26 protein-coding genes are annotated in these 26,209 nt (G+C 48.1%); 9 read left to right on the top strand and 17 right to left on the bottom strand.

What is annotated here, in order from left to right; translation table 11 throughout:
* Window positions 1–39: 39 nt before the first annotated feature.
* From dapD to KDM87_RS05735, 6 genes are all read left to right on the top strand, one after another.
* On the top strand, window positions 40–867 hold the full coding sequence (gene dapD / locus KDM87_RS05760) for a 2,3,4,5-tetrahydropyridine-2,6-dicarboxylate N-succinyltransferase (protein ID WP_212678191.1): 828 nt from the start codon (window positions 40–42) through the stop codon (window positions 865–867).
* Window positions 868–980: 113 nt separating this feature from the next.
* A complete protein-coding gene (locus tag KDM87_RS05755; protein WP_230407611.1) occupies window positions 981–2,123 on the top strand; it encodes a PilT/PilU family type 4a pilus ATPase in 1,143 nt (380 codons plus the stop codon).
* Window positions 2,124–2,139: 16 nt separating this feature from the next.
* A complete protein-coding gene (locus KDM87_RS05750) occupies window positions 2,140–2,526 on the top strand; it encodes an arsenate reductase (protein ID WP_212678190.1) in 387 nt (128 codons plus the stop codon).
* Between the two features lie 2 nt (window positions 2,527–2,528).
* Window positions 2,529–3,656: a succinyl-diaminopimelate desuccinylase gene (dapE, locus tag KDM87_RS05745; RefSeq protein WP_212678675.1), complete on the top strand. Its 1,128-nt coding sequence runs from the start codon at window positions 2,529–2,531 to the stop codon at window positions 3,654–3,656.
* 104 nt (window positions 3,657–3,760) lie between these two features.
* Window positions 3,761–4,663, top strand: coding sequence for a 50S ribosomal protein L3 N(5)-glutamine methyltransferase (prmB, locus tag KDM87_RS05740; RefSeq protein ID WP_212678189.1), 903 nt, complete (start codon window positions 3,761–3,763; stop codon window positions 4,661–4,663).
* A 195-nt stretch (window positions 4,664–4,858) separates the two neighbouring features.
* Entirely contained in the window at window positions 4,859–6,847 is a 1,989-nt protein-coding gene (locus KDM87_RS05735) for an ATP-binding cassette domain-containing protein (RefSeq protein ID WP_212678188.1), read from the top strand.
* Window positions 6,848–6,933: 86 nt separating this feature from the next.
* On the opposite strand, the gene KDM87_RS05730 is transcribed toward KDM87_RS05735, so the two are convergent.
* On the bottom strand, window positions 6,934–7,812 hold the full coding sequence (locus KDM87_RS05730; RefSeq protein ID WP_230407610.1) for a M90 family metallopeptidase: 879 nt from the start codon (window positions 7,810–7,812) through the stop codon (window positions 6,934–6,936).
* Window positions 7,813–8,132: 320 nt separating this feature from the next.
* Here KDM87_RS05730 and KDM87_RS05725 point away from each other — a divergent pair, with 320 nt between their 5' ends.
* Window positions 8,133–8,720: a hypothetical protein gene (locus tag KDM87_RS05725; RefSeq protein ID WP_212678187.1), complete on the top strand. Its 588-nt coding sequence runs from the start codon at window positions 8,133–8,135 to the stop codon at window positions 8,718–8,720.
* Between the two features lie 170 nt (window positions 8,721–8,890).
* On the opposite strand, the gene KDM87_RS05720 is transcribed toward KDM87_RS05725, so the two are convergent.
* Window positions 8,891–9,529 carry an NAD(P)H-dependent oxidoreductase gene (locus KDM87_RS05720; protein WP_186897371.1) on the bottom strand — a complete coding sequence of 213 codons (639 nt, stop codon included), beginning with the start codon at window positions 9,527–9,529 and terminating at the stop codon, window positions 8,891–8,893.
* A 499-nt stretch (window positions 9,530–10,028) separates the two neighbouring features.
* Here KDM87_RS05720 and KDM87_RS05715 point away from each other — a divergent pair, with 499 nt between their 5' ends.
* Window positions 10,029–11,141: an NADH:flavin oxidoreductase/NADH oxidase gene (locus KDM87_RS05715; RefSeq protein ID WP_212678186.1), complete on the top strand. Its 1,113-nt coding sequence runs from the start codon at window positions 10,029–10,031 to the stop codon at window positions 11,139–11,141.
* Window positions 11,142–11,272: 131 nt separating this feature from the next.
* On the opposite strand, the gene KDM87_RS05710 is transcribed toward KDM87_RS05715, so the two are convergent.
* From KDM87_RS05710 to ppsA, 3 genes are all read right to left on the bottom strand, one after another.
* Window positions 11,273–12,220, bottom strand: a complete 948-nt coding sequence (locus KDM87_RS05710; protein WP_212678185.1) for an SPFH domain-containing protein — start codon at window positions 12,218–12,220, stop codon at window positions 11,273–11,275.
* A 60-nt stretch (window positions 12,221–12,280) separates the two neighbouring features.
* Window positions 12,281–12,715, bottom strand: coding sequence for an NfeD family protein (locus KDM87_RS05705; RefSeq protein ID WP_212678184.1), 435 nt, complete (start codon window positions 12,713–12,715; stop codon window positions 12,281–12,283).
* A 338-nt stretch (window positions 12,716–13,053) separates the two neighbouring features.
* Window positions 13,054–15,471 carry a phosphoenolpyruvate synthase gene (gene ppsA, locus KDM87_RS05700; protein ID WP_212678183.1) on the bottom strand — a complete coding sequence of 806 codons (2,418 nt, stop codon included), beginning with the start codon at window positions 15,469–15,471 and terminating at the stop codon, window positions 13,054–13,056.
* Window positions 15,472–15,682: 211 nt separating this feature from the next.
* Here ppsA and ppsR point away from each other — a divergent pair, with 211 nt between their 5' ends.
* Window positions 15,683–16,531: a posphoenolpyruvate synthetase regulatory kinase/phosphorylase PpsR gene (gene ppsR, locus KDM87_RS05695; protein ID WP_212678182.1), complete on the top strand. Its 849-nt coding sequence runs from the start codon at window positions 15,683–15,685 to the stop codon at window positions 16,529–16,531.
* Window positions 16,532–16,606: 75 nt separating this feature from the next.
* Here ppsR and KDM87_RS05690 read toward each other — a convergent pair whose 3' ends face one another.
* From KDM87_RS05690 to fabD, 12 genes are all read right to left on the bottom strand, one after another.
* Window positions 16,607–17,395, bottom strand: a complete 789-nt coding sequence (locus KDM87_RS05690; protein WP_212678181.1) for a TrmH family RNA methyltransferase — start codon at window positions 17,393–17,395, stop codon at window positions 16,607–16,609.
* Window positions 17,392–17,988 carry a ribonuclease HII gene (gene rnhB, locus KDM87_RS05685; RefSeq protein WP_212678180.1) on the bottom strand — a complete coding sequence of 199 codons (597 nt, stop codon included), beginning with the start codon at window positions 17,986–17,988 and terminating at the stop codon, window positions 17,392–17,394. Before rnhB ends, KDM87_RS05690 begins: the two co-directional genes overlap by 4 nt.
* Window position 17,989: 1 nt before the next feature.
* A complete protein-coding gene (locus tag KDM87_RS05680; RefSeq protein ID WP_230407609.1) occupies window positions 17,990–18,271 on the bottom strand; it encodes a glutaredoxin family protein in 282 nt (93 codons plus the stop codon).
* A 107-nt stretch (window positions 18,272–18,378) separates the two neighbouring features.
* Window positions 18,379–19,854 carry a DegQ family serine endoprotease gene (locus KDM87_RS05675; protein ID WP_212678179.1) on the bottom strand — a complete coding sequence of 492 codons (1,476 nt, stop codon included), beginning with the start codon at window positions 19,852–19,854 and terminating at the stop codon, window positions 18,379–18,381.
* A gap of 24 nt (window positions 19,855–19,878) precedes the next feature.
* Entirely contained in the window at window positions 19,879–20,889 is a 1,011-nt protein-coding gene (locus tag KDM87_RS05670) for a MucB/RseB C-terminal domain-containing protein (protein ID WP_230407608.1), read from the bottom strand.
* Between the two features lie 5 nt (window positions 20,890–20,894).
* Complete coding sequence (locus KDM87_RS05665; protein ID WP_212678178.1) at window positions 20,895–21,608, bottom strand: sigma-E factor negative regulatory protein; 714 nt, start codon at window positions 21,606–21,608, stop codon at window positions 20,895–20,897.
* Between the two features lie 3 nt (window positions 21,609–21,611).
* Window positions 21,612–22,214, bottom strand: coding sequence for an RNA polymerase sigma factor RpoE (gene rpoE, locus KDM87_RS05660; RefSeq protein ID WP_186885374.1), 603 nt, complete (start codon window positions 22,212–22,214; stop codon window positions 21,612–21,614).
* Between the two features lie 93 nt (window positions 22,215–22,307).
* Window positions 22,308–22,790, bottom strand: coding sequence for a protein YgfX (locus tag KDM87_RS05655; RefSeq protein ID WP_212678177.1), 483 nt, complete (start codon window positions 22,788–22,790; stop codon window positions 22,308–22,310).
* A gap of 62 nt (window positions 22,791–22,852) precedes the next feature.
* Complete coding sequence (gene fabF, locus KDM87_RS05650; protein WP_212678176.1) at window positions 22,853–24,094, bottom strand: beta-ketoacyl-ACP synthase II; 1,242 nt, start codon at window positions 24,092–24,094, stop codon at window positions 22,853–22,855.
* A gap of 35 nt (window positions 24,095–24,129) precedes the next feature.
* The gene (gene acpP / locus KDM87_RS05645) at window positions 24,130–24,369 is read right to left on the bottom strand and encodes an acyl carrier protein (RefSeq protein ID WP_008449912.1); all 240 of its coding nucleotides are present in this window, start codon (window positions 24,367–24,369) and stop codon (window positions 24,130–24,132) included.
* A 149-nt stretch (window positions 24,370–24,518) separates the two neighbouring features.
* Window positions 24,519–25,271 carry a 3-oxoacyl-ACP reductase FabG gene (gene fabG / locus KDM87_RS05640; RefSeq protein ID WP_212678175.1) on the bottom strand — a complete coding sequence of 251 codons (753 nt, stop codon included), beginning with the start codon at window positions 25,269–25,271 and terminating at the stop codon, window positions 24,519–24,521.
* Window positions 25,268–26,200: an ACP S-malonyltransferase gene (gene fabD / locus KDM87_RS05635; RefSeq protein ID WP_212678174.1), complete on the bottom strand. Its 933-nt coding sequence runs from the start codon at window positions 26,198–26,200 to the stop codon at window positions 25,268–25,270. The genes fabG and fabD overlap by 4 nt, the downstream gene beginning before the upstream one ends.
* Window positions 26,201–26,209: the final 9 nt, after the last annotated feature.

Genomic DNA, 26,209 nt, shown 5'->3' with positions numbered 1-26,209 from the left:
TACTTTTACATTAATTCATTTCTTTAAAAGAAGATCACCATGACACAACAATTACAGCAAATCATCGATCAGGCATGGGAAAACCGCGCTGACTTTTCACCGAAATCTGCGCCTGCAGAAGTCCGCGATGCTGTTGCGCACGTACTGAGCGAACTGGATGCCGGCAGCTTGCGCGTTGCGCAAAAAATCGACGGTCAATGGCATGTCAATCAATGGATCAAAAAAGCGGTATTACTGTCGTTCCGTCTGGAAGATAATATCTGCATGCCATCCGGCGATCACATGCAATTCTTCGATAAAGTGCCGACCAAGTTTGCAAATTACACCGCAGAAGATTTCGCTAAAGGTGGCTTCCGCGTTGTACCGCCAGCAGTTGCACGCCGTGGCAGTTTCATTGCTAAAAACGTGGTGCTGATGCCTTCGTATGTGAATATCGGTGCGTATGTGGATGAAGGTGCGATGGTTGACACATGGGCGACCGTCGGTTCCTGCGCACAGATCGGTAAAAACGTGCATTTATCCGGCGGTGTCGGTATTGGTGGCGTATTGGAACCCATGCAGGCAAACCCAACCATCATCGAAGACAACTGCTTCATCGGTGCCCGTTCTGAAATCGTCGAAGGCGTGATCGTCGAAGAAAACTCCGTGATTTCTATGGGTGTGTATATCGGCCAATCAACCAAGATTTACGATCGCGCTACTGGCGAAGTCAGCTATGGCCGCATTCCTTCCGGTTCTGTTGTTGTTTCCGGCAGCCTGCCTTCAGCCGATGGCAAATACAGTCTGTATTGCGCAGTGATCGTTAAACGCGTTGATGCACAAACACGCTCCAAAACTAGCATCAATGAATTATTACGCGGCGCTTAATTCGTTGACGGACTGATTAATAAACAGGTTTGAGTCTTACCATTTATTGAAAGAAGAAATTAGCCGGGTCACGATGGTGGTCCGGCTAATTTACTCTCAGAAAAGGAATCATCATGGCGGCAATGGAACGTTTATTTCAGCTGATGAAAGAAAAACATGCGTCTGACATGTTTTTTGCCATCAATTCACCTGTGCATTTGAAGATTAACGGCAACCTGCTGCCGATTAATCAGCAAAAAATGGATCAGGCAAATATTCTGTCTTTGTTGGCAGAAGTTGTTTCTGCCGAACACCTCGCCACACTTGAACGTGACAATGAACTCAACATCGGTATCGGTGCGCCGGGCATCGGTCGTTTCCGTCTTTCCGCGTTCCGCCAACGTGGTTCCTTTTCGGCAGTATTTCGTTTTGTACCGGGAAATATTCCGGCGCTGAACACATTGAATTTACCGCCTGTATTACCCGAATTGATCATGGAAAAACGTGGTCTGATTCTGGTCGTCGGTGCGACTGGCTCTGGTAAATCAACCACCATTGCGTCGATGCTGGATTACCGTAATGAAATCAAAACAGGCCACATCCTGACCATCGAAGACCCGATTGAATACCTGTTTCACAGTAAAAAATCCATCGTCAATCAGCGCGAAGTCGGCACCGATTCCGATAGCCTGGAAACGGCATTGAGGAATTCCTTACGCCAGGCACCGGATTGTATTCTGATTGGCGAAATTCGCGATCTGAATACCATGATGTCGGCGATTGCCTATGCGCAGTCCGGCCATCTGGTACTGGCGACTTTGCATGCCAACAATAGTTATCAGGCGCTGAACCGTATCATCAGCTTCTTCCCTATGGAAAACCGCTCAGCCTTATTGCTTGATTTGGCATCATCTATCCGCGCAATTATTTCTCAACGCCTGATTCGCTCGACTGATGGCGGCCGCTGCCCGGCAATCGAAATCATGCTCAATACCCGTTATGTTTCCGAGCTGATCGAAAAAGGCGATATTTTCCAGATCAAAGAGGCGATAGAAAAGAGCTTGTCTCCAGGTTCGCAAACGTTTGAGCTGGCGTTGATGAAACTGATTAAACAAGGCTTGATCAGCAAAGAGGAAGGTCTGGCGAATGCGGATTCGGCGAATAACTTGCTGTGGTTATTGAATAATGAAACTTCAGGCTCGCCGCAGCCACAACCCGAGCCAGAACCAGAAGAGAGAGAGGAAGCCTCTTTCACTGAATTTACCCTGAACGCATAACGCACATACACGCAACATGACACAAAGCCACACACATTCAGTCACAGTTTTTGGCATTCCGAATTGCGACACCGTGAAAAAATCGCGCGTCTGGCTGCAGGAACATGCGATTGATTTTGTTTTTCATGACTTTAAAAAACAAGGTCTGGATCAACACACGATTGAACTCTGGCTGCAGCATCTGAGCCTGGATGTGCTGATCAACCGCAAAGGTACCACCTGGCGTGCGCTGAGTGATGAACAAAAAACCGCTGCCGGCAATCGTGAACAGGCGATTGCCCTGATGCTAAACCAGCCATCACTAATCAAGCGCCCGGTACTACAAATCACTCAGGGGCAGCAGATACAACATGTATCGGTTGGTTTTTCCGCCGCACAGTTTGAAGATATTTTTAAAAAATAATGATGAGTAAAACCCTCGCCCTTACCGAACAACTGATCGCACTGGATTCAGTCACTCCCGAAGATAAAGGTTGTCAGCGCACGCTGATTTCTCTGCTGGAGCCTATGGGCTTCCATTGCGAAACGATACAATCGGGTGACGTCACCAACCTCTGGGCACGTCGCGGCAATACTCAGCCTTTGGTCGTCTTCGCTGGTCATACCGACGTCGTGCCGACCGGCCCGGTAGCGCAATGGCAATCGGCACCGTTCACGCCCACCCATCGCGATGGCAAATTATACGGACGTGGCGCGGCGGATATGAAGACCTCGATTGCCGCTTTTGTGGTTGCGACCGAAGAATTCATCGCCGCCCATCCAGATCATCAAGGCTCAATTGGTTTTCTGATCACCAGCGATGAAGAAGGCCCAGCCACGGATGGTACGGTCGTTGTCTGCGAGCAGCTCAAAGCACGTGGTGAACAGCTCGATTACTGCATTGTCGGCGAACCAACCTCGGTCGATGTACTGGGCGATACCATCAAAAATGGCCGCCGCGGCACGATGTCGGGAAAGCTGATCATCAAAGGGGTGCAAGGTCACATCGCTTATCCGCAACTGGCGAAAAACCCGATTCATCTGTTCGCACCCGCCATGGCAGAACTGGTCGCAGAAGTCTGGGATGAAGGCAATGAATATTACCTGCCAACTTCGTGGCAAATGTCGAACATCCATTCCGGTACCGGCGCATCGAATGTGATCCCGGGTGATGCTGTCATCGATTTCAATTTCCGTTTTTGCACCGCCAGCACCGCAGAAAGCCTGCAACAAAGAGTGCACGCGATTCTCGATAAACATGGTCTCAGCTATGATTTGAAATGGACGATAGGCGGTCATCCGTTCCTGACACCAAAAGGCAATCTGAGTGATGCGCTGGCGGCTGCGATTCGCGCCGAAACGGGTGTGGAGACGGAATTATCAACGACCGGCGGCACTTCCGATGGCCGTTTCATTGCCAAAATTTGCCCGCAAGTGGTAGAGTTCGGGCCGCCGAATGCCAGCATTCATAAAATCGATGAACACGTAGAATTACGCTACATCGATCCTTTAAAAAATATTTACCGCCGTACTTTAGAAAATCTGCTGAAATAAGCCTCATCAACACAGCAGAAATTCGCAGAATATGCACCGCAATCCGCCTGAATCCGACCTCACAAAGACCGCATTCAGGCGATGCAGTGACAAGAAAGAATCTTATGACGACACCCGCTTCTACTTTTAAAACCCTGCGCGATTTATTGCGTTACGCAGTCAGCCGCTTCACCAAAGAACAGCTGTTTTTTGGCCATGGCAGCAGCAATGCGCTGGACGAAGCAGCTTATTTGTTGCTGCATACGCTGCATCTCCCGCTGGATAAAATTGAGCCGTTTTTAGACGCTAATTTATTGACTTCAGAAATCGATGCGGCCCTGCGCGTGATTGAACGTCGCGCCACGGATCGCGTGCCAGCCTCGTATCTGACCAATGAAGCATGGCTGGGCACGTATAATTTCTACGTTGACGAGCGTGTGATTGTGCCGCGTTCTTTCATCGCCGAATTAATTCCTGATCACTTTTCACCGTGGGTCAGCGATCCAGATAACATCAGCAACATACTCGAACTCTGCACAGGTTCCGGCTGCCTCTCTATCATGATGGCGGACATGTTCCAGAATGCACACGTCGATGCGGTGGATATTTCTACCGATGCGCTGGCCGTGGCCGAACGCAATGTCAGCAAATATGAATTGCAAGACCGCGTCACGCTGATTGCATCCGATCTGTACACCAATGTGCCGGATAAAAAATACGATCTCATCATTACGAATCCGCCGTACGTGAACTCCGGCTCTATGGATAAACTGCCGCAGGAATACCGGCACGAGCCGCAAATCGCGTTGGCTGGTGGCGATGATGGCATGGATCTGGTGCGTAAAATTGTCGCCGGTGCAGCACAACGCCTGACAAAAAATGGCTTGCTGATGGTAGAAATCGGTAATGAACGTGCGTTTGCGGAAGCCGCTTTTGCTGATCTGAATATGACCTGGTTATCGACCAGTGCCGGTGACGACATGGTGTTTCTGGTCGAAGCACGCGATCTGGCGACATTTACCGCCTGATACTGATGCGGAGCTGCAGCAATCGCACGACATCGCACCAACGTCGTACCTGAGTGACAACGAGTGTGAAAAGCGGATAAAGTATTTTTCAGCCGCTTTTTGCCTTAAATATACTCCCCGGAGTATATTTAAAAGCCCTTTATTTACGCTGACAATCACAGCAAAAAGCAACATACTCCCCTTATTTAAGTTTATATGATACGTTTGCAGCAAGTCGTTCTCGCCCGTGGCACCAAGCCTTTATTCGATAGCGTCGATGTCACGCTTAATCCTGGCGACAAAATCGGCCTGATCGGTTCCAATGGCGCAGGCAAATCCAGTTTGTTTGCGATGTTGCGCGGTGAGCTGCATCCGGATCAGGGCAGCATAGAATTTCCCGCCAAATGGCAACTCGCCCACGTTGCGCAGGAAACGCCACCACTCGAACGCAGTGCGATTGATTACGCCATTGATGGCGACGTCACGCTGCGCAAGCTCGAAGCGGAATTAGCCGAACTCGAAGCTCAGCCTGAAAGCCACGACAATGGCATTGCCATCGGCAATTTGTATGGCTCGCTGGCGGATGCCGATGCCTATACCGTGCGTTCACGCGCCGAACAATTACTGATCGGCCTCGGCTTCAAACTCGAGCAACTCGAAGAATCCGTCGCCAGCTTTTCCGGCGGCTGGCGTATGCGCCTTAATCTGGCGCAGGCGCTGATGTGCAAATCCGATTTACTGCTGCTCGATGAGCCGACCAACCATCTGGATCTCGATGCCATCATCTGGCTTGAAGACTGGCTGAAACGCTATGCCGGCACACTGATCATCATTTCGCATGACCGCGATTTTCTGGATGGCGTGGCGAATGTCATCGTGCATATCGATGAACGCAAACTGAAACGCTATTCCGGTAACTATTCGGCGTTTGAACGCCAACGTGCGGCGCAACTGATTCTGGCGGCCGGAACGATAGAAAAACAAAACCGCAAGCGCGCGCATCTGGAGTCGTTCATCAGCCGTTTTGCCGCCAAAGCCTCCAAGGCCAAACAGGCCCAAAGCCGGATCAAAGCGCTGGCAAAAATGGAAGAGATTGCGCCTTTACGTGCGGCTGCCGAATTTTCATTTGAATTCCGCGAACCACTCAGCGCACCGAATCCTATGTTGGTGATGGAAGATGTCGATTGCGGCTATCGCATAGAATCCGCCACCGATCATAGCTTCACAGAAAAATGCATCGTCAGCGATGTAAAATTTTCTCTGCAAATCGGTCAGCGCATCGGTTTGCTCGGGGTGAATGGCGCCGGTAAATCAACGTTGATCAAAACCATCGTTGGCGATATTCCACCGCTGCATGGCACCATGCAAACTGGCAAAGGTTTGTCGATCGGCTATTTTGCCCAGCACCAGGTTGAAATGCTGCGCCACGACGAGTCGCCGTTATGGCATCTGGCGCATATTGCGCCGGACGTCCGTGAGCAGGAATTGCGCAATTTCCTCGGCGGATTCAACTTCCCCGGTACCATGGTCACCAGCCCGATCAAACCATTTTCGGGCGGCGAAAAAGCCCGCCTGGCACTGGCGATGATCGTCTGGCAACGCCCTAACCTGCTGCTGCTCGATGAGCCGACCAACCATCTGGACCTGGAAACACGTGAAGCGCTGACCGAAGCACTGGCGCAGTTTGAAGGCACGCTCGTCGTGGTGTCGCATGACCGGCATTTGCTGCGCGCAACGACCGACGAATTCATCATCGTCGCCGATGGTAAATTGCAGCCATTCGATGGCGATCTGGACGACTACAAAGACTGGCTGTTTAAAAACAAACTGGAAAAATCCTCCACACCTGCAGCATTACCGCAAAAAGAAAAGAAAGAAGCCAGTCTGCCACTCGCCAAATCGATCCCGGTTGCCAAGGTCGATGATAAGGAACAACGCAAACGCGATGCCGAAGAACGTCAGCGTCTGGCGAATGTACGCAAGCCTATCGAGGCACGCATCAAACGCCTCGAAGATGAAATGACCAAGCTCAACAGCAAAAAGAAAGACATCGACGCACAACTCGAAGACAGCGATATTTACAGCGATGCCAACAAGGAAAAACTGAAAACCCTGCTGCTGGACCAGGCGTATCTGGTGAAGGAATTATCCCAGATCGAAGCCGACTGGCTGGAACAACAGGAATTTCTGGAAGCGGCTGTTTAAGGCTGTTCACTTCGCATCTTAAAAAGGACGCACTTGGCGTCCTTTTTTTATACTCGCAAACCATCAGCTTAGTGCATCCAGCCTGATCAAACCCACTCGCGCGGATCAACGCAGTAATAGCTTTTCAATTGCGCAAACAAAGCAGGATGATGCACAGCCAGCGCCGCACTTTTCTTAAAAAATGCTTCGGTGGTGACGGCGAAAAATTCTGCCGGATTCGTCGCACCGTAAGGATCTATCACCTCAGGATATGGCTGCGGATGGTGATCATGCGTGTGCTGCGTGTGCTGCGTTTGATGCATATGATGCGACTGTATCGCCTGTTGCAAGCGGTCGAACTCTGCCGTCATCACTTGCGACCACGCCTGATATGCCGCCGCGCTAGGCAATGCCGGCGCACCATTCGTACTGCCGGTTTCGCTATCGAGCTGATGTGCAAATTCATGCAATACCACGTCTTGCCCGCGCGCTTCCGTCTCGGCATTATGCGCAGCCTGATCCCAGGCCAAAATCACGCGCCCATCACTCCACGATTCCCCGCTAAGGCCCTGATTTGTGTGCGTGACCACGCCGCCATCACGCATCTCTTTGCGCGGCGCGACAAATGCCGACGGATACACCAGCACATGCGTCAATTGCGGGTACACGTCCGAGGCGCGATTCAGCAAAAGCAGGCAGGCTTTACCAGCAATCGTGACTCTGATTTCATCAGTGATGACCAGACCATCGCAGCCGACGAAGGTCTTCTGATATAAAAACTGACGAATCCGGCGCTTTAACTGCATCTGCAAATCGGTCGGCATGTGTTTGTACACAGGCAAATTTTTACGCAGAATTTTTGAATAATTCAAAGGAAACGCCCGCGACAATACATAGCGAAGCCGGGCGCGCGGCGCAACGAATACGCCCAGAATCAATGCCACCGTGATGAATAACAACCACCCCATATTTGCGCTCCATTTCATTCAACGTCATCTCTGACCGCAAATACGTGTCAGCCCCATCCTGCGGAATATGTTTGCATGCTGATTGCATACCCCATACAAAATGGGCATGAGTAGAACGAAGTCAAGTGCTGGATTTGTTTTGTGTTAGGGCAAAGGTATTGGCAGCAGAAAAACATGGCGTCGGTATCGACGTGACTTGGGCGGATGGATCAACACGTGATAGCACCGCCAGATGACACCCTCAGCAAATATTTATCTGATCATATAATTCGCATTGTAAAATTCACATTACCACGCTATTTCCATTGTCATTTCTCAACTTCCGGCCACTTATTTTTATGATGAAATTTCTCTTATCCGCTTTGCTATCATTTGCCACCGTACACAATGTCAACGCGCAGGATTATCTCGATGCAATGGCAAAGCGCTCTTGTGAATGCGTGGAAAAACTTCCGGAAAATATCAATAAACAGACCATCACAATGCAGGTAGGATTTTGCATATTGCAATCAGCCAGTCCTGATGACAAACTGAAAGTCCTGAAAGATTACCAGCTTGATATGAATAACCCCATGAAAGATGGGCAAAAAACAGGTGAACTCATCGGTACGCGGATGGCCTCCGTATGTCCCGCGACATTGATAAAGTTAAGCTCTGATGCGATAGAGGCACGCGGTTCTGTCAGCGGAAAAATCAATAAGGTTGATGCGGATAATTTTGTCGTATTTTCTCTGCAGGACGCATCTGGAAAAGTCAGTAAATATATCTGGCTGACACAGGTGAAGACGAATCTGGACCTGGCTGCCTCATACAATAATTTGATTGGCAAAACGGTAAAAATTTCATTTGAAACGAAGGATATATTCGATCCGAAAATCAGCGAATACCGCCCGTTTAAAATCATCACAAATCTGCAGGCGAATTAAATTCGCCACTATCTATGATCTATTCGCATGCCGCACCAGGTGTGCATCTGCAGGTTTGAGTTTGTATTGCCCAAACCGGGATATATAAAAAAAGACTGCGATTAAAATCGCAGTCTTTTTATTTTATCCGCACGCTTTTCACAGCAATGCGAATACGCGGTCAAAATGGATTATTTGACTTCGGTGACAAATTTCGCAGTCGGACGACGGACTTTTTTCAGATTGACTAACCAGTCTTTGTCTTCTTCGCGATAGCCCAATGGCAGGATCACGACGCTGCGCAGGCCTTTGGCGCGCAGACCGAGGATCTCGTCTAGCGCGGCAGGATCAAAACCTTCCATCGGTGTGCTGTCGACTTGCTCTTCGGCTGCCGCAACCAGCGCAGTACCGAGGCCAATGTAAGCCTGACGTGCAGCATGCTGGTAGTTAGTTTCTGCATCACGCGCAGGGTAAGTCGACAACAACATGTTGCGATAGTTTTCCCATCCTTCGTTTTTGAATCCGCGTTCATCATTGGTCAGATCAAACATCATGTTGATGCGCTCTGCGGTGTAGTTATCCCATGCAGCGAACACCAGCAGGTGTGAGCCTTCAGTGATCTGAGCTTGGTTCCAGCCGATGGCTTTGATTTTTTCGCGAATTTCAGCATTCGTCACCACCAGCACTTCGTATGGCTGCAAGCCGCTGGACGTTGCGGTCAGGCGGATCGCTTCAAGAATACGGTCCACTTTTTCTTGTGGCACCGCCTTGGCTGGATTCATTTTTTTGGTGGCATAGCGCCATTTCAGTTTTTGAATTAAATCGGACATTACTGGCTTTCGATAAGAGATTGATCTTGATCAGATCTGATTTTCTGCCACATGCGGTAAATCGTTGAGGCAGAATATTCGTTCTGATTAGGACTACTATATCAGGTTGCGCCATTTGTTTCACAAGGGGGCATTTTTCATCCCATCGCAAAAATCAAAAAGACAGAATCGTGACCACGAACGTCGATATTTTCTATAGAAATACATTATTGGGGGAGTATATAGATTTTTACCCCCTAACCTCCTTGATAAATAAGGCGCTTTAAAAATACTCCCCGGGAGTATTTTTAAAGGTTTTCAGGCACTTCTGACGCTTTTTCATTGCACGGCGCAGACAAGTTTCGGCGGGATACCGACTACAAAAAAGCCACCGTCAGCAGTTTCATTGATCTTTCGGCATAATGGCTACTGATAATTTTCGGTTTTGGATGCTGTTGTCTTGGCCTTGAATTCCTTTTACACATCCACTTATTTTTCTTTTTTGCCTGGGATCTAAAAAATGAGCACCCTCTTTTCTCCTGTCAAACTCGGCAACCTCACTCTTAAAAACCGCATCATCATTGCGCCTATGTGTCAGTATTCCGCCGTGGACGGCGCTGTTGGTGACTGGCATCTGATGCATCTCGGCAGCCTTGCCACTTCTGGCGCTGGCATGCTGATTATCGAAGCAACCGCAGTCGAACCTGCGGGTCGCATTTCGCCCTACGATGTCGGTCTGTGGTCAGATGCAACGGAAGCTGCGTTGGGCAAAGTTTTACAGTCTGTACGTCAATATTCGACGATGCCTATCGCCGTGCAACTAGCGCATGCCGGCAGAAAAGCCTCCAGTCAACGCCCGTGGGATGGCGGCCAGTTAATTGCCGAAGCGGATGGTGGCTGGCAAACCGTATCGGCGTCTGCGATTCCACACAACGCCAAAGAAACAGCACCGCTGGCGCTGGATGCAGCTGGATTAGAACGCGTCAAACAGGCTTTTGTTGATGCGGCAAAACGCGCACACGGGCTGGGCATTGATGCGATCGAATTACACGCAGCGCATGGCTATCTGATGCATCAGTTTTTATCGCCGTTATCGAATCAACGCACAGACCAATATGGCGGCAGTCTGGAAAACCGTCTGCGTTTCCCATTAGAGATTTTTGATGTGGTCAAAGCTGCGCTGCCAGAAGGCTACACCCTGGGCATACGGATTTCGGCCAGCGACTGGGTTGACGGTGGCTGGGATGTCGCGCAAAGCAGCGTCTTTACCAAAGAATTAGAGCAACGTGGCTGCGCATTCATACATGTATCCAGCGGTGGTCTCTCACCTTTACAGCAGATTCCTCTTGAACCAGGTTATCAGGTGCATTTTGCTGAGGCCATCAAAAAAGTGACGGCGATGCCGGTGATTGCAGTCGGGCTGATTACTGAGGCCGAACATGCAGAAAGTATTTTGAATCAAGGGCAAGCGGACATGATCGGTATTGCCCGTGGCATTCTGTATGACCCGCACTGGCCGTGGCATGCAGCAGCAAAGCTGGGCGCTAGCGTCGATGTACCACCGCAATACTGGCGTTCACAACCACGCGAATATAAAACTTTGTTTGGCGAAACCCGCATGGGTGGTCGCTGAACGAAGTAAGTAATAAAAAAGGACTGTCATTCACATGGCAGTCCTTTATTTTCAGATTGAAGATGAAGCCGCAGCAACGCCAATTATTGCTATCGCTGCGTTAAATCACATTGCGTTGCGTGACTGCTTGCTTATACCGGGCGACGTGGTGCCTCAACCGTTGCTGTTTTTTGTGATTTCACGACCTGCATCGCAGTCGCGATTAATCCGCTCATATCACCCAGATTCGCTGGCACGATAATCGAGTTATTCGTCTTCGCCAGATTACCAAATGCACCGACATATTGTTCAGCCACTTTCAGATTTACGGCATCGGCACCACCAGGCTCTTGTATCGCAGCAGCTGTTTTACGGATCGCTTCTGCACTCGCTTCCGCAATCGCCAGAATCGCCGCCGCCTGACCTTGTGCACGGTTAATGGATGCCTGCTTCTCACCTTCCGATTTCGCAATCGATGCTTCGCGCTCACCGGTGGCGATATTGATCTGCTCTTGCTTGCGCCCTTCAGAAGCTGCGATCAACGCACGTTTTTCACGCTCAGCCGTAATTTGCGCCTGCATCGCATGCAAAATTTCTTTTGGCGGAGTCAGATCTTTGATCTCATAACGCAGCACTTTCACGCCCCAGTTTGCAGCTGATTCATCAATCGCGCTGACGATCGTGGTATTGATGTGGTCACGTTCTTCAAAGGTTTTATCGAGTTCCATCTTACCGATTACCGAGCGCAAAGTGGTTTGCGCTAACTGAGTAATCGCGGCGATGTAGTTAGAAGAACCATACGAAGCACGCATCGCATCGGTAATCTGGAAATACAGAATACCGTCCACCTGCAACTGGGTATTGTCTTTCGTAATACACACTTGCGGCGGCACATCCAACGGAATTTCTTTGAGTATGTGTTTGTACGCGATTCTATCGATGAACGGCACAACGATATTCAGACCAGGCCCCAGCGTAGTGTGATATTTACCCAAACGCTCAACGACCCAGGCGTGCTGCTGAGGCACAACATTAATTGTTTTGATCACAAACACAATTGCCAGCACTAACAGCACCAGAGCTACGCTACCTATTTCCATATAGTCACCTTAATTTTTTTTGAACATTCATTAAAAAAACATCTGCGTTTCTCGTTTTGCTTACGAGGGTTTGACAATCAGACGACTGCCCTGCACTTCATCAATCACATACGTCCCCGGATATCCGGCCGAGTGCTGCAACTCCACATCCCACATCGCACCACGATACATCGCACGTGCAATGTATTTACCATTCCCCTGATCCTGCCAGTCCTGCACTTGCAATGTCTGGCCGATATCCATATTCACGTTCGGATCGTGCGCAACACTTTTATTTCCTTTCCAGCCGTATTTGCTGTTGTGTAATGCCAGTGTCGCCAGGCTGCCGACCAGTGCAGCAATTATCATCTGCGATGATGTCGAGAGTGTGAAAATAGCAGCAATTGCACCCGCTGCCAGCCCTATCGAAATCATCAGCAAATAAAAAGTGCCGGTGAATAATTCAAGTATGACGACCAGCCCGGCAATGACCGCCCACATCATCCATGCATTCATTTTTTGTTATCTCCTTGTTGTTCGTTGGTGATTGCTGTCTTGTTAAGGTATTGCATTGTGATTTAATACAATAAAAGAAACATCGGTAATATATATGATAATTTACCCATAAAAAAAAGCCCTTGCGACCAGTTGGTAGCGAGGGCTTTTTAACGGAATGTGTTGATGTTTTTGATTTTATTTTTATGTCGTTCTCAATGCGTCAGAGTTTAACCATTCGCTTAAAAATAACAATCAATTTATTAACTATGTGCACACCAAACAACGGAATAAAATGAAAAAACGCGAGAGAACATCACTGTTCATCCCGCGTTTTGAATAGCTGGAATCAGAAAAACTTACTTACCGACTGCTGCCAGTTTTTGCCATGTATCCACCACGGAATCAGGATTCAGAGAAATCGATTCTATGCCTTCCTTCATCAGCCATTCAGCAAAATCCGGATGATCGGATGGGCCCTGACCACAAATACCGACATACTTGTTCAGCTTACGGCAGGCTGCAATCGCTTTAGAAAGCAAAGCACGCACCGCAGGGTCGCGTTCATCGAAATCTGCGGCCAGCAATTCAAGGCCAGAGTCACGATCCAGACCCAGCGTGAGTTGCGTCAGATCATTCGAACCAATCGAGAAGCCGTCAAAGAATTCGAGGAATTCTTCTGCCAGAATCGCATTAGAAGGAACCTCGCACATCATGATCAGGCGCAAACCATTTTCGCCGCGTTTCAAGCCATTTTTTGCCAGCAGATTCACAACTTTTTCAGCCTGACCCAATGTCCGTACGAATGGCACCATGATTTCGACGTTGGTCAAACCCATGTCATTACGTACGCGCTTCATTGCCTGACATTCCATCTCGAAAGACTCATGGAAATCGGAGGCAAGGTAACGTGCAGCTCCACGGAAACCCAACATTGGATTTTCTTCATCCGGTTCGTAGCGTGAACCACCAATCAGCTTTTTGTACTCATTGGATTTGAAGTCAGATAAACGAACGATGACTTTCTTAGGCCAGAATGCCGCAGCAATCGTCGCGACGCCTTCGGCTAATTTATCAACGTAAAATGCTCTTGGCGATGCATGACCACGCGCCACAGATTCAACTGCTTTTTTCAGATCAGCGTCAATATTCGGATATTCCAGAATCGCTTTTGGATGGACGCCGATATTATTGTTGATAATGAATTCCAGACGCGCCAAGCCAACACCATCATTTGGCACCGACTGGAAATCAAACGCCAGTTGTGGATTACCGACGTTGAGCATGATTTTCAATGGCAGTTTAGGCAGGTCGCCACGCAACTCTTCCGTTACCTCGGTTTCCAGTAAACCATCATAGATCTTACCTTCGTCACCTTCTGCACAAGATACGGTGACCAATGTTCCATCTTTCAGAACGTCAGTCGCATGGCCGCAACCAACCACCGCAGGTACGCCCAGTTCGCGTGCAATAATCGCTGCGTGGCATGTACGACCACCACGGTTGGTCACAATCGCGGAAGCACGTTTCATGACTGGCTCCCAGTTAGGATCCGTCATATCGGCAACCAGCACATCACCCGGCTGTACACGTTCCATTTCAGATGGATCATGAATCACGCGCACGCGACCTGCACCGATTTTCTGACCAATCGCACGGCCAGAGGTCAGCACAGTACCAGTACCTTTGAGTTTGAAACGCTGTTGTGCTTCAGTCGCACTTTGCTGAGATTTTACGGTCTCAGGACGTGCTTGCAGGATATACAGCTTACCGTCACGACCATCTTTGCCCCATTCGATATCCATAGGACGACCATAATGTTTCTCGATGATCACTGCATACTTCGCCAGTTCAACGACTTCAGTATCGTTCAATGAATAACGATTGCGCAATTCAACAGGAACATCCACGGTCTTGACCGAGCGGCCGGCTTTTGCTTCGCCGGTGAATTCCATTTTAATCAGCTTGGAGCCGATATTGCGACGGATTACCGGCAATTTGCCTTGTTCCAGCATCGGTTTGTGTACATAGAATTCATCCGGATTCACGGCACCCTGCACCACTGTTTCGCCCAAGCCATAGCTGGAGGTGATGAATACTACATCTTCAAAACCAGATTCGGTATCGATCGTAAACATCACGCCGGCTGCGCCGAGATCAGAACGAACCATACGTTGCACGCCCGCTGACAAAGCAACCTCGGCATGAGTAAAGCCTTTGTGAACACGGTAGGAAATGGCACGATCATTGTACAGAGAAGCGAAAACGTGTTTCATCGCTTCCAGCACGTTTTCGATACCAACCACATTCAGGAAAGTTTCTTGCTGACCGGCAAAAGATGCATCTGGCAAATCTTCTGCAGTGGCGGAAGAGCGCACCGCAAACGACATTTCTGCCGTCGAATCTGCAACCAAGCGGTTGTAAAATTCTTCAATCTCTTTTTGCAAACGTGGCTGAAAAGGTGTTTCTGTAATCCATTGACGAATTTCGGCACCGGCTTTTGCCAGCTCTTTAACATCATCAATATCCAGATGCTCAAGACGGTCGGCGATGCGTTGCGCAAGCGAAAGACCGCCATCGACTGAATAGGACAAGAAATCGCGAAACGCTTGTGCTGTGGTCGCAAAACCACCCGGAACACGGACACCAGCGGAAGCCAGTTGACTGATCATTTCGCCTAAAGATGCATTTTTTCCGCCGACGGATTCAACATCCGTCATGCGTAAATGCTCAAACGAAGCGACATAAGTCGCTTCAGTATTTGCTGCGTTGGACATAACAACCTCTTTTGATGGTAAGAAATCTTTGCTAAGTACTGCTTCGTCGCAGAGCATATTTTTGTTATTCTTGGGGCTAGCGACTTTTCATATCCTGTTAACGCATTTTACATTGTGTCTCGCAAAATTGAGCTATGTGGCAAAAGAAATTGCCTACTTTTTTGTTGGATCGATATGCCACAATTTCACTTAAACTTACACGATCGACCTTATGCCTGATTTCTCTAACCCAAATTTGCCGTCGGCAAACCGTACTGTTTACTTCGTTTCTGACGGTACAGGAATTACTGCTGAAGCATTCGGGCATTCTGTTTTAACCCAGTTTGACCTCAAATTTCGCCAGATTCGCCTGCCATTTATCGATAGTGTCGACAAAGCACATGACGCCGTACGCCGCATCAATGATGCATTTGCCCTTGACGGTAATAGACCCATCGTGTTTTCCACGCTGGTCAAAAAGGAACTCGCTACCATCGTATTTAAATCCAAAGGCTTGCATATGGATTTAATTCAAACCTTTGTTTCACCTTTGGAGCAAGAATTAGGGGTTAAATCCACGCATACGATAGGCCGTAGCCATAACATCACAGACTCAGAAGAATACAAAAATCGCATAGAGGCGATTAATTTTTCACTAACACATGACGATGGGCAATCGCATAAAAATCTGGCTGCCGCCGATGTCATTCTGGTAGGTGTCTCACGCTCAGGGAAAACGCCGACCAGTTTGTATCTGGCGATGCAGTATGGAATCAAGGCCGCCAATTACCCACTGATCCCCGATGATTTCGAGCGTGGAAAAATGCCAAGTGCACTACCGGAATTCCGTCATAAGTTATTCGGACTCAGCATCACACCGGAACGGCTGTCAGAAATCCGGAATGAGCGTCGGCCAGGCAGTAAGTATGCGTCGATAGAAAATTGTCGCTATGAAGTGAATGAAGCTGAAGCGATGATGAAGCGTGAAGGCATACGCTGGCTATCTTCGACAACCAAATCCATTGAGGAAATATCAACGACAATTTTGCAAGAAATTAAAGGCGATACTAAATTGTATTAATGATAGGCGGCTGCATTGCCGCGCTGTCAGATCAGATGTCTGAAGAAATCCCAGCGCACGGCCGGGATTTTTATTTCACTGGAAAGATTGTTGGCGTACTTGCTCAAAAAAGCAGATTGCCGCACTTGCGGCGACGTTTAATGATTCAATGGCCGCTTGCTGAGGTATGGTAACGGTCATGTTTGCCAATGCCATCAGTTTATCCGAAACACCTTGTCCTTCATGTCCGAATAACCAGACCAATGGCTGTGCCAGATCTGCCTGATATATCGTGGTTTGTGTGTGTGAGCTCGTCGCAAATACCGGGACATGTGCATTTTGCAAAACAGTGTCGAGGTCAACATTTTCAAAAATATTGAGCAAAAAATGTGCTCCCATACCTGCCCGCATGACTTTAGGAGACCATGCGAATACGGTGCCGGAACTGCAAAAAACGTTTTTAATTCCGGCTGCAGCAGCGCTCCGTAAAATCGAGCCCAGATTTCCTGGGTCTTGCAAACCGTCAAGAGCAACCGAGTTTTCCGAAACATGTTCGGGCAACACAGGACTAGGTGTATTAACGAGAAACATAATACCTACACCATGCTCGACCTGACTGACGGCCTGATACAGATTGGCCGGTAAGCTTATACACTGAATATGCTGAGACTCGCACAATTCCAGTAATTTACTCACTTCCGGATCGTTTAACGCGACATCGGAGACGATGCATAACTCAGGGGAGCCAAGATGCTGCTGATAGGCTTCACACAAATGTACCCCATCAAGTAAAGTGCGCCCGGCTTTACGTCTGACCTGCGAGCTGGTCGCTAATAATTTTAATTCTTTGTATAAAGAATTCTCGCGCGAAGTAATTTGTTTCATTTCAATAAAGCCTTCACAGGCGCGTAGGATTTACGGTGAATTGGTGCAACGCCATGTTCGCGTAATCGTTCAAGGTGTAAGGCGGTCGGATAACCTTTATGCTGATCCAGCGCATATTGCGGATAAGTCAGATGCAGTTGGTACAGAGCGTGATCTCGTGCTGTTTTCGCAAGAATGGATGCGGCAGAAATTGCCGCCACCTTATCATCGCCTTTCACTATCGCTTCTGATCTGATGGACATCACCGGACAACGATTCCCATCAATTAACGCGAGTGTTGGCGTGATCGCCAAGCCCTCAACCGCGCGGCGCATGGCGAGCATGGTTGCCTGCAAAATATTCAACTCATCAATTTCCTGCTCTGAACATTCAGCCACTGACCATGCTAACGCATACTTTTTGATTTCCTCTGCCAGCACGTCCCGTCGCGCCTCGCTAAGTTTTTTAGAATCACGTAAGCCGTCAATCGGATGCTCAGGATCAAGAATCACTGCTGCCGCCATCACTGGTCCAGCCAATGGCCCACGACCGGCTTCATCCACACCGCAAATCCACTCGCCATCGTACACAAACAAATCTAAATTTTCTTGCATATCAAGCCTGAAAAAATGCCTTTAAAGCATCCTGATCTAAAAAATAATGACAAATTTCTTGCGCTGGATGACCGGGCTTTTGACCAATCAACACCGGAACCAGCTCATCATACAAATGAAGCAACTCCGCATCAGCATCGACATCGATGACATCAACAGAAAACTGATGGTGTAGAGAGTAAGCCTGCAATTGCTCCCGCATGTCATCACACAGATGGCAATAACTTCGTGAGTACAGTGTGAAAGCGATCATAAATAAGGCGACATAAATAAAGTAGCGCATTATAAGTCCACAGCACCGCCATCCATAAAGGTGCGAGCAATATTTATAAAAAAAGCTGCCCGTTTTAAGGAGCAGCTTTTTTATATGCCGGATTTAACAGGCTGAATTTATTTAGCTTGCGGTTTAATCGGAATAAACTGGGAGATATTTTCACGACGAACCAGAACAACCGCTGTTTTCTTCGTATCCAGTTTTGCAACCATGCTGGTGAATTGTTTTGCATCTTTCACATCAACATTATTTAATGTCAGAATAATATCGCCTTGCATCAAACCAGCGGCAGCGGCGGCACCATCAGCAGACTCAATTACAACGCCTCCTGCTGGCAATTCTTTTTTCTGCGCATCGCTCAAATCGCCAACGGCAAGTCCAAGGAAATTAGTCTGCTCTTTTTTCGCCTTTTTCTCGGCTTTCTGAGCAACTTTGTCCTGCTCCATTTCAGCGACAGTAATCGTCATTTCACGAATTGCCCCTTTTCTCCAGACTGTCATCGTTGCTTTCGAGCCAGGTTTGGTCGCACCGACAATGCGTGGCAGATCAGTTGATTTTTCAACCGCTTGTCCATTGAATTTCAGAATCACATCACCATCCTGCAATCCGGCTTTTTCTGCAGGGGTGCCGGCTTCAATTCGGACAACGAGTGCTCCCTGTGCCTTTTGTAAGCCAATGGAATCGGCCACATCTTTAGAGACTTCGCCGATCTGCACACCAATACGGCCCCGGGTTACCTTGCCCGTGCCTTTCAATTGATCAGCAACACGCATTGCTTCATCGATCGGAATCGCAAACGAGATGCCCATATAACCGCCGGAACGGCTATAAATTTGTGAATTGATACCAACAACCTCGCCCCGCATATTGATTAATGGGCCGCCTGAATTACCGGGATTCACCGCAACGTCGGTCTGAATTAAAGGTAAATAATCACCTGTATCACGTGCCTTGGCAGAAATAATCCCCGCAGTCACAGTATTATCCAGATCAAATGGTGAGCCAATCGCAATCACCCATTCGCCAGCCTTGATTTTGTCTGAATCACCTATGGTCAATTTCGGTAATTTCGTGCCCTCAATTTTCAATACTGCGACGTCTGTGCGTTTATCACTGCCTATGACTTTCGCTTTGAATTCACGCTTGTCTGTCAGTTTAACGTAGACATCTGTCGCACCATCAATCACGTGTGCATTGGTCAACACATAACCATCCTGTGAAATGATAAAACCTGAGCCAACGCCACGAGGAACTTCCTCTTCTTGTTGCGGTACCTGTTTGCGTCCTTTCGGTGCTGGTGCCTGCTTAGGAATAGGCATTCCGAAGAAGCGGCGGAAGAATTCCTGCATCTGCTCATCTTCCATTCCGTTCATTCCCTGAGCCTGTTGCATTTTTTCAGTAGTACGGATGTTGACAACGGCCGGTCCGGTCTTTTCGACCAACTCAGTAAAATCAGGCAGACCTGTGACTGCGGACGCTGCCTGGGCGACAGGGATAGCATTCACCGCCAGGGGCGCCACAAAACCCACGCAAGCACTGATCGCTATCGTGGAAATCAATTTTTCTAAAGGAAAAAGTTTTTTTGTTTTCATGGGGTCACTCACTTACTTAGATTGTTACTTGGTTTTAAACTCAATCGAGTTCATCACTTGTTGAATCGCTGTTGCAGGAACTTCACCAACGACAGTCAGCCAATAAGCACCTTGTCGTTTTCCCATAATAGTCATTGCGCCTTGCTGCAAACTACCTTCAGTACGGCTCTCACTATCGGGTTCTATAAATACGGAAATAGCGGCCAGACCATCAGAAAATATCATTTGTATGACCTGGTGCGAGGCGCCGGATTTGCTCCCTGCCGACGTCGGAGGAGCAGGAATCACACGCTTCATTTCCTTGGTTTTACGAAACCCGGCTGGCAGCGATCTGACTACCCAGCCGGAATTGATATTGGATTGCACCGTTAAGTTTTCAATATGCCAGCGCGAGATATTTTGAAAGCTGGGTTTCAATTTATTTTTATCAATATCGTTCAGCTTCAACTCTGTAAAAGCGATCTGCTCGATAACGTCATTCTTGGCATTCACTGTCTGCGCACGTAAAAGCAGTCCGGATTGTTTTTCCGCACAAAGACGATAGCCGTAGCGATACGCATCTTTCGGCTGCAACAAATAGGTCTGACATGTAAGTCCGGCAACACGATTCAGGTCGGCTTTTTTTATAGTGTAATTGTCTGGCAGTGACGATGCATTCTGAGTCAGCAAGGCAGGGAAAACTTCTTGCGTCACATTTTTTTCGATCTGTATCGTTTTACTCTCAGGAAGATAGCAAGATACCTCATCACCTTTGCGAATATATTCACGCGGTTTGCCATCCAGAATTTCCAGTTTTTCCAACTCACCATGCTCATCGACATAATGCGTGATTTTAGAAGTTCTGATCTGACTAGCTTGCTGATAAACGAACGTACCTGAATAATTCAGATTTTGTGCCGAGGTCTGAATTTTCTTTAATACTTCCTGTGCTGTCTTCTGATCGTCTGCTGCAACCTGCCCTGCCGCATAAACTGAGCGACCGATAACGCACAGACCCATCAGTAAAACTGACCATCGGAAACGATAAAACAACATAATCCTTACTTCTCCGCTGGGCCAGAAACTGCATTCGCCCGGGTAACATACTGCGTACCAGCACTAATTGCCGGGGAAAATTTTTGATGTGCAATCAGATAGCTATCAATTCTGGGATCACGCAACATTTCGATCGGTGCAGTCTGACGTTCATTCATCTGCTTAGATGATTCCACTGCCGGCTCAACTTGTGCAGGCTCCTGCGTTGACAAATCAGGCGTCACCGACGCTGACGCCAGTTGTAGTCTGTTTGCTGATTTTGGTGAACCACTATCAGATACCTGTACTGTCTGCACCTGATTTTGATTTAACTGCAACAACTGCGGCACAAATACGAACGCAAACAAAGCCGCTACTGCAGCAGTCGCAACGGACAGGTATGAGCGAAGATATTGCGGTTTATCCGACTCTTTCGTCTCATTCTTAACATGCATCTTTGGCATCAAAATAGCTGGTTCGCTGGCAAAGCGTGCTGCAAAGCGCTGATTAAAATCTGCGCTTAACGGCCTGGCAAGATCATCTGAGTGCAACACATCACCTATGTGATGATAGAGCCCCCAAACATCTTTGCTTTCCGTCGAATCCATATCTGCAAGTATGGCATCCAGCGCGACATCGTCTATCTCGCTATCAAGCAATGCTGATATGTTTTCGTTTTTCCTGGTTTCGGTCATCATATTTCTACAAAAATCATGCCTGTTCAATTCATTATCTGACATCAACTACCAACGCTGATCCAGATTCGTTCCTAAAATCGGCCTCAATCGTTCCGCAATCGCCTCGCGGGCACGAAATATTCTGCTGCGTACAGTGCCAATCGGGCACAACATCACGTCGGCAATTTCGTCGTAACTCAAACCTTCAATCTCTCGTAGAGTGATTGCATTCCTTAATTCTTCAGGCAAAGAAGACATCGCTGCATTAACGGTTTCCGCAATCTGCTTACTTGCCAATAAAGATTCAGGCGTATTGATATCTCTTAGTCCGTCTGCATCAACAAAAGTTTCAGCTTCATCGACATCAGCATCGGTTGACGTCGGCGCCCTGCGCCCCTGTGTGACCAGATAGTTTTTTGCAGTGTTAATGCCTATCCGGTAAAGCCAGGTATAAAAAGCTGAATCTCCACGAAAATTAGGTAAAGCCCGATAGGCTTTTATAAATGCCTCCTGCACCACATCTTCTGCCTCAGCCTGATCATAGATGAGACGAGACACGAGCCGCATTAGTTTCCGTTGGTATTTGGAAACCAGAAGCTCAAATGCCTTTTTATCTCCACGCTGCACGCGCTCAACCAATATCTGGTCTATCTCGCGCTCTGTCGTCACTCAATCATCCCGTTTTTGATAAATATTATTTTTAGTTTAATGTGCACAACGGCACTCAGCATCAATGTCTATGCGTATGAGTGAGTATCCATGTTAAAAGTTCCCAGCCCCATTCGCATTCCTTGCAGTTGCTTTGTCATGATGCATCAGTATCCATAGCAGAGCCACCCGCAATCGATGAAACGCTGTAAGGCTAACGGAATCCGGCAAGATAAGAATACGGTGAATTTTTCCATCATCGGAAACAAAACATAAAGCCATCACATACTGCCAAATGACACTACTGCGATGCAACTTAACAAGCTTCGCTGAATCAATCTGCCCTGCTATCTGAAGAAAAATATCGCCACTCTTTAATACATTAAGATCTGAGACACGGCTTCTTGACCTCGCTACGATCAGCGACAGAACACACACGATTGCAAAACCAGCTACCGCAATTACAAATGAGATAGATGGCAATCCTATATTTAACAGAAATAAATACCAGCCTATGTTTGCGAGTACGACCATCAGGCAAAGCAGATATAGCAGCAGCCTTGATGGTTTAATGGTGACCCGAACGGATATCGTCATATAAACAAAAAAGGCACTTCATTTCAAAGAAACAAAGTGCCTTTTTCTAATGTGCTGATGAATTATATTTTTGCGAAAATCAAAGTTCCGTTGGTACCGCCAAAACCAAACGAATTCTTCATTGCATAATCAATTTTCATATCCCTGGCTACGTTTGCACAATAGTCGAGATCACACTCAGGATCTTGATTAAAAATATTAATTGTCGGCGGCGACACCTGATTATGCAGCGCCAATACCGTAAATACAGATTCAATACCGCCTGCACCACCGAGCAAATGCCCCGTCATGGATTTAGTGGAATTCACCGTTAATTTATATGCATGGTCTGCAAATGTGGCCTTAATCGCATCCGTCTCGTTTTTATCACCCAACGGCGTCGACGTACCATGTGCATTCAGATAATCAATCTGATCAGCATTAATACCCGCATTTTTCATTGCGTTAATCATGCTGCGACGTGGACCGTCCATGCTAGGTGAAGTAATGTGATATGCATCACCACTCATACCGAAGCCGATCACTTCCGCATAAATTTTTGCACCACGCGCCTTCGCATGCTCATATTCTTCCAGCATCATGACGCCAGCACCTTCGCCAAGTACAAAGCCATCACGGTCTTTGTCCCACGGGCGAGAGGCGGTTGCCGGATCATCATTACGGGAAGAAAGCGCCCGCGCTGACGCAAAGCCGCCCAAACCTAACGGAGAAATCGTTGACTCTGCACCACCGGCAATCATCGCATCTGCGTCACCGTATTCAATCATGCGTGCAGCCTGACCTATACAATGCAGACCAGTCGTACATGCAGTAACTATCGCCAGATTTGGCCCTTTCAAGCCATATTTGATCGATAAATTACCCGAAATCATGTTGATGATAGACGCTGGCACGAAAAACGGGCTGATACGGCGTGGGCCACGTTCAATCAAGGTTTCTTTCGTTGCCTCGATCAGCGGCAAGCCACCGATACCAGAACCGACGATAACACCGATACGCTCGGCATTCTCTTCGGTAACAACCATTCCGCTGTCCTGAAACGCCTGCATCCCAGCGGCAATGCCGAAATGGATGAAAGTGTCCATGTTACGAGCTTCTTTTGCCGGGATGTAATCCTCGACATTGAAGTCCTTCACTTCTCCAGCGAAATGCGTGGAAAAGGGAGTTGCATCAAATTTGGTGATCGTAGCGATACCAGATTTGCCGGCCTTTGCAGCATCCCACGCGGCAGCAATCGAATTGCCTATGGGCGAGATACATCCAAGTCCGGTTACAACGACACGACGTTTAAGCGTACGACTCAAGCGCTTCTCCTGGATTTAAAAACGTGGTAACAGAATTAGGCCTTAACGTGTGCAGTAGCGTAATCAATCGCTTGTTGCACAGTTGTGATTTTTTCAGCTTGTTCGTCAGGGATTTCCATTTCGAATTCGTCTTCGAGTGCCATCACCAGTTCAACGGTATCAAGGGAATCAGCACCCAGATCATCAACGAAAGAGGATTCAATTTTGATGTCAGCTTCAGCGACGCCCAGTTGTTCAGCGACGATTTTCTTAACGCGTTGTTCGATATCGGACATGTGTATCTCCAGTGAAAAAATCAAAAATAAGGGCTTACAGAAAGTGCGCGCATTTTAGCAGGTTTGTACGCAAAAAAAGCAAGCCTGACGATTTTAGCAATAACTCCTGTTATTTTCGCAGAAATTACCGCCAACTATCGTCAAATAAATTATGCAAGGTACATCCCGCCATTAACGTGAAGGGTCGTACCAGTAATATAACCCGCATCTGGCGACGCCAAAAAGACCGTTGCTGCTGCAATATCCTCCGGACGGCCAAGTTTCGCCATCGGGATTTGCACCAAAATTGCCGCCTTTTGCTCATCCGTCAGTGCCTTTGTCATATCAGTATCGATAAATCCGGGAGCAATACAGTTAACTGTAATGTTACGGCTACCGATCTCACGCGCCAATGCACGACTCATGCCAGCCACACCCGCCTTCGCCGCAGCATAGTTCATTTGGCCCGGATTGCCGGACGAACCAACCACAGACGTAATATTAATGATGCGGCCATGTTTTGCTTTCATCATGCCGCGCAACACTGCACGGGATAAACGCGCCACCGAATTCAGATTGGTTGTGATGACGCTATCCCAATCCTCTTCTTTCATACGCATCGCCAGTTGATCCTGGGTAATTCCCGCATTATTAACGAGAATTGACAAACTGCCGTATTCCTTCTGAATTTCATCCACCAGCGATGTACAGCGCTCAACATCATTTACATTGAACGCAACGCCCTTGCCCGCACCGTGAGCAACATCAGCAAGATATGCAGAAATCGCCTCGGCGCCTGCTTCTGTGGTTGCAGTACCAATGACCTTTGCGCCAGCCTGTGCCAATGCAATAGCGATTGCCTTACCAATACCGCGCGACGCGCCGGTCACCAAAGCGACTTGATTTTCTAATTGTCGGGTCATTTTAAAGATTCCAATACTTTTTCCAGAGTAGCCTGATCGTAAATTGCGTCACCGATCAGATCTGCATTAATACGCTTTGTCAAACCAGCCAGCACCTTACCAGGGCCACATTCAATGACATTGCGGATACCACTTGCATGTACTGCCTGAATGGTTTCAACCCAACGAACCGGACTCGCGGCCTGCCGAACCAGTGCGTCCTTAATCAGCGCAGGATCAGTCACGATCGCAACATCGACGTTATTAATCAGCGGAATTGCTGGCGCAGAAAATGCGATTCCAGCCATGTATTCACGCAGCTTATCGGATGCGGGCTTGAGTAAGGACGAGTGAAATGGTGCGGAAACAGGCAGCGTCAGAGCGCGCTTGGCACCTTTCGCTTTAGCAATTTCACAGGCACGCTCAACAGCCGCTTTACTGCCTGCAATCACTACTTGCGCCGGTGCGTTGAAATTCACTGCCTCAACAACCTCCCCTTCAGCAGCTTCACGACACGCAGCAATGACATCTTCATCGCTCAAGCCAAGAATCGCTGCCATCCCGCCCTTACCAACAGGCACTGCATCTTGCATTGCCTGCGCACGAAACCGTACCAGAGGCACGGCATCTTTAAATGCAATCACACCTGCAGCCACTAATGCCGAATATTCACCAAGGCTATGGCCTGCAACCAATTTAGGCACAGCACCACCAGCAGCAATCCAGGCGCGGTAGCAGGCAACCGCTGCAGTTAACATCACTGGCTGCGTATTCGTTGTTAAATCAAGTGTTTCCTTCGGACCTTCGGAAATCAGCTTCCCCAGATCAAACTGCAAGGCATCAGATGCCTCAGTGATCGTTTGCTGAACCACAGGATTATCAGCAAAGCCATTCAGCATGCCGATCGCCTGCGAGCCCTGACCTGGAAATACAAATGCAAATTGGGTCATATTATCTAT

Source organism: Cognatundibacterium rivi, assembly GCF_018139565.1.
GTDB lineage: Bacteria > Pseudomonadota > Gammaproteobacteria > Burkholderiales > Burkholderiaceae_D > Undibacterium > Undibacterium rivi.
The sequence above is the reverse complement of the archived record's forward strand: the minus strand, read 5'-3'. Positions and strand labels throughout refer to the sequence as shown.

Bases quoted from the DNA above. Each gene is read 5' to 3' on its own strand.
- KDM87_RS05715 (WP_212678186.1), top strand. From the start codon at position 10,029: ATGAGCACCCTCTTTTCTCCTGTCAAACTCGGCAACCTCACTCTTAAA.
- KDM87_RS05720 (WP_186897371.1), bottom strand. From the start codon at position 9,529: ATGTCCGATTTAATTCAAAAACTGAAATGGCGCTATGCCACCAAAAAA.
- KDM87_RS05735 (WP_212678188.1), top strand. From the start codon at position 4,859: ATGATACGTTTGCAGCAAGTCGTTCTCGCCCGTGGCACCAAGCCTTTA.
- dapE (WP_212678675.1), top strand. From the start codon at position 2,529: ATGAGTAAAACCCTCGCCCTTACCGAACAACTGATCGCACTGGATTCA.
- KDM87_RS05655 (WP_212678177.1), bottom strand. From the start codon at position 22,790: ATGACGATATCCGTTCGGGTCACCATTAAACCATCAAGGCTGCTGCTA.
- KDM87_RS05705 (WP_212678184.1), bottom strand. From the start codon at position 12,715: ATGAATGCATGGATGATGTGGGCGGTCATTGCCGGGCTGGTCGTCATA.
- ppsR (WP_212678182.1), top strand. From the start codon at position 15,683: ATGCCTGATTTCTCTAACCCAAATTTGCCGTCGGCAAACCGTACTGTT.
- KDM87_RS05665 (WP_212678178.1), bottom strand. From the start codon at position 21,608: ATGTCAGATAATGAATTGAACAGGCATGATTTTTGTAGAAATATGATG.
- rnhB (WP_212678180.1), bottom strand. From the start codon at position 17,988: ATGCAAGAAAATTTAGATTTGTTTGTGTACGATGGCGAGTGGATTTGC.
- KDM87_RS05710 (WP_212678185.1), bottom strand. From the start codon at position 12,220: ATGGAAATAGGTAGCGTAGCTCTGGTGCTGTTAGTGCTGGCAATTGTG.
- KDM87_RS05755 (WP_230407611.1), top strand. From the start codon at position 981: ATGGCGGCAATGGAACGTTTATTTCAGCTGATGAAAGAAAAACATGCG.
- KDM87_RS05750 (WP_212678190.1), top strand. From the start codon at position 2,140: ATGACACAAAGCCACACACATTCAGTCACAGTTTTTGGCATTCCGAAT.
- fabD (WP_212678174.1), bottom strand. From the start codon at position 26,200: ATGACCCAATTTGCATTTGTATTTCCAGGTCAGGGCTCGCAGGCGATC.
- dapD (WP_212678191.1), top strand. From the start codon at position 40: ATGACACAACAATTACAGCAAATCATCGATCAGGCATGGGAAAACCGC.
- prmB (WP_212678189.1), top strand. From the start codon at position 3,761: ATGACGACACCCGCTTCTACTTTTAAAACCCTGCGCGATTTATTGCGT.
- KDM87_RS05680 (WP_230407609.1), bottom strand. From the start codon at position 18,271: ATGCGCTACTTTATTTATGTCGCCTTATTTATGATCGCTTTCACACTG.
- KDM87_RS05690 (WP_212678181.1), bottom strand. From the start codon at position 17,395: ATGAAACAAATTACTTCGCGCGAGAATTCTTTATACAAAGAATTAAAA.
- acpP (WP_008449912.1), bottom strand. From the start codon at position 24,369: ATGTCCGATATCGAACAACGCGTTAAGAAAATCGTCGCTGAACAACTG.
- KDM87_RS05675 (WP_212678179.1), bottom strand. From the start codon at position 19,854: ATGAAAACAAAAAAACTTTTTCCTTTAGAAAAATTGATTTCCACGATA.
- KDM87_RS05725 (WP_212678187.1), top strand. From the start codon at position 8,133: ATGATGAAATTTCTCTTATCCGCTTTGCTATCATTTGCCACCGTACAC.
- KDM87_RS05670 (WP_230407608.1), bottom strand. From the start codon at position 20,889: ATGTTGTTTTATCGTTTCCGATGGTCAGTTTTACTGATGGGTCTGTGC.
- KDM87_RS05730 (WP_230407610.1), bottom strand. From the start codon at position 7,812: ATGAAATGGAGCGCAAATATGGGGTGGTTGTTATTCATCACGGTGGCA.
- fabG (WP_212678175.1), bottom strand. From the start codon at position 25,271: ATGACCCGACAATTAGAAAATCAAGTCGCTTTGGTGACCGGCGCGTCG.
- ppsA (WP_212678183.1), bottom strand. From the start codon at position 15,471: ATGTCCAACGCAGCAAATACTGAAGCGACTTATGTCGCTTCGTTTGAG.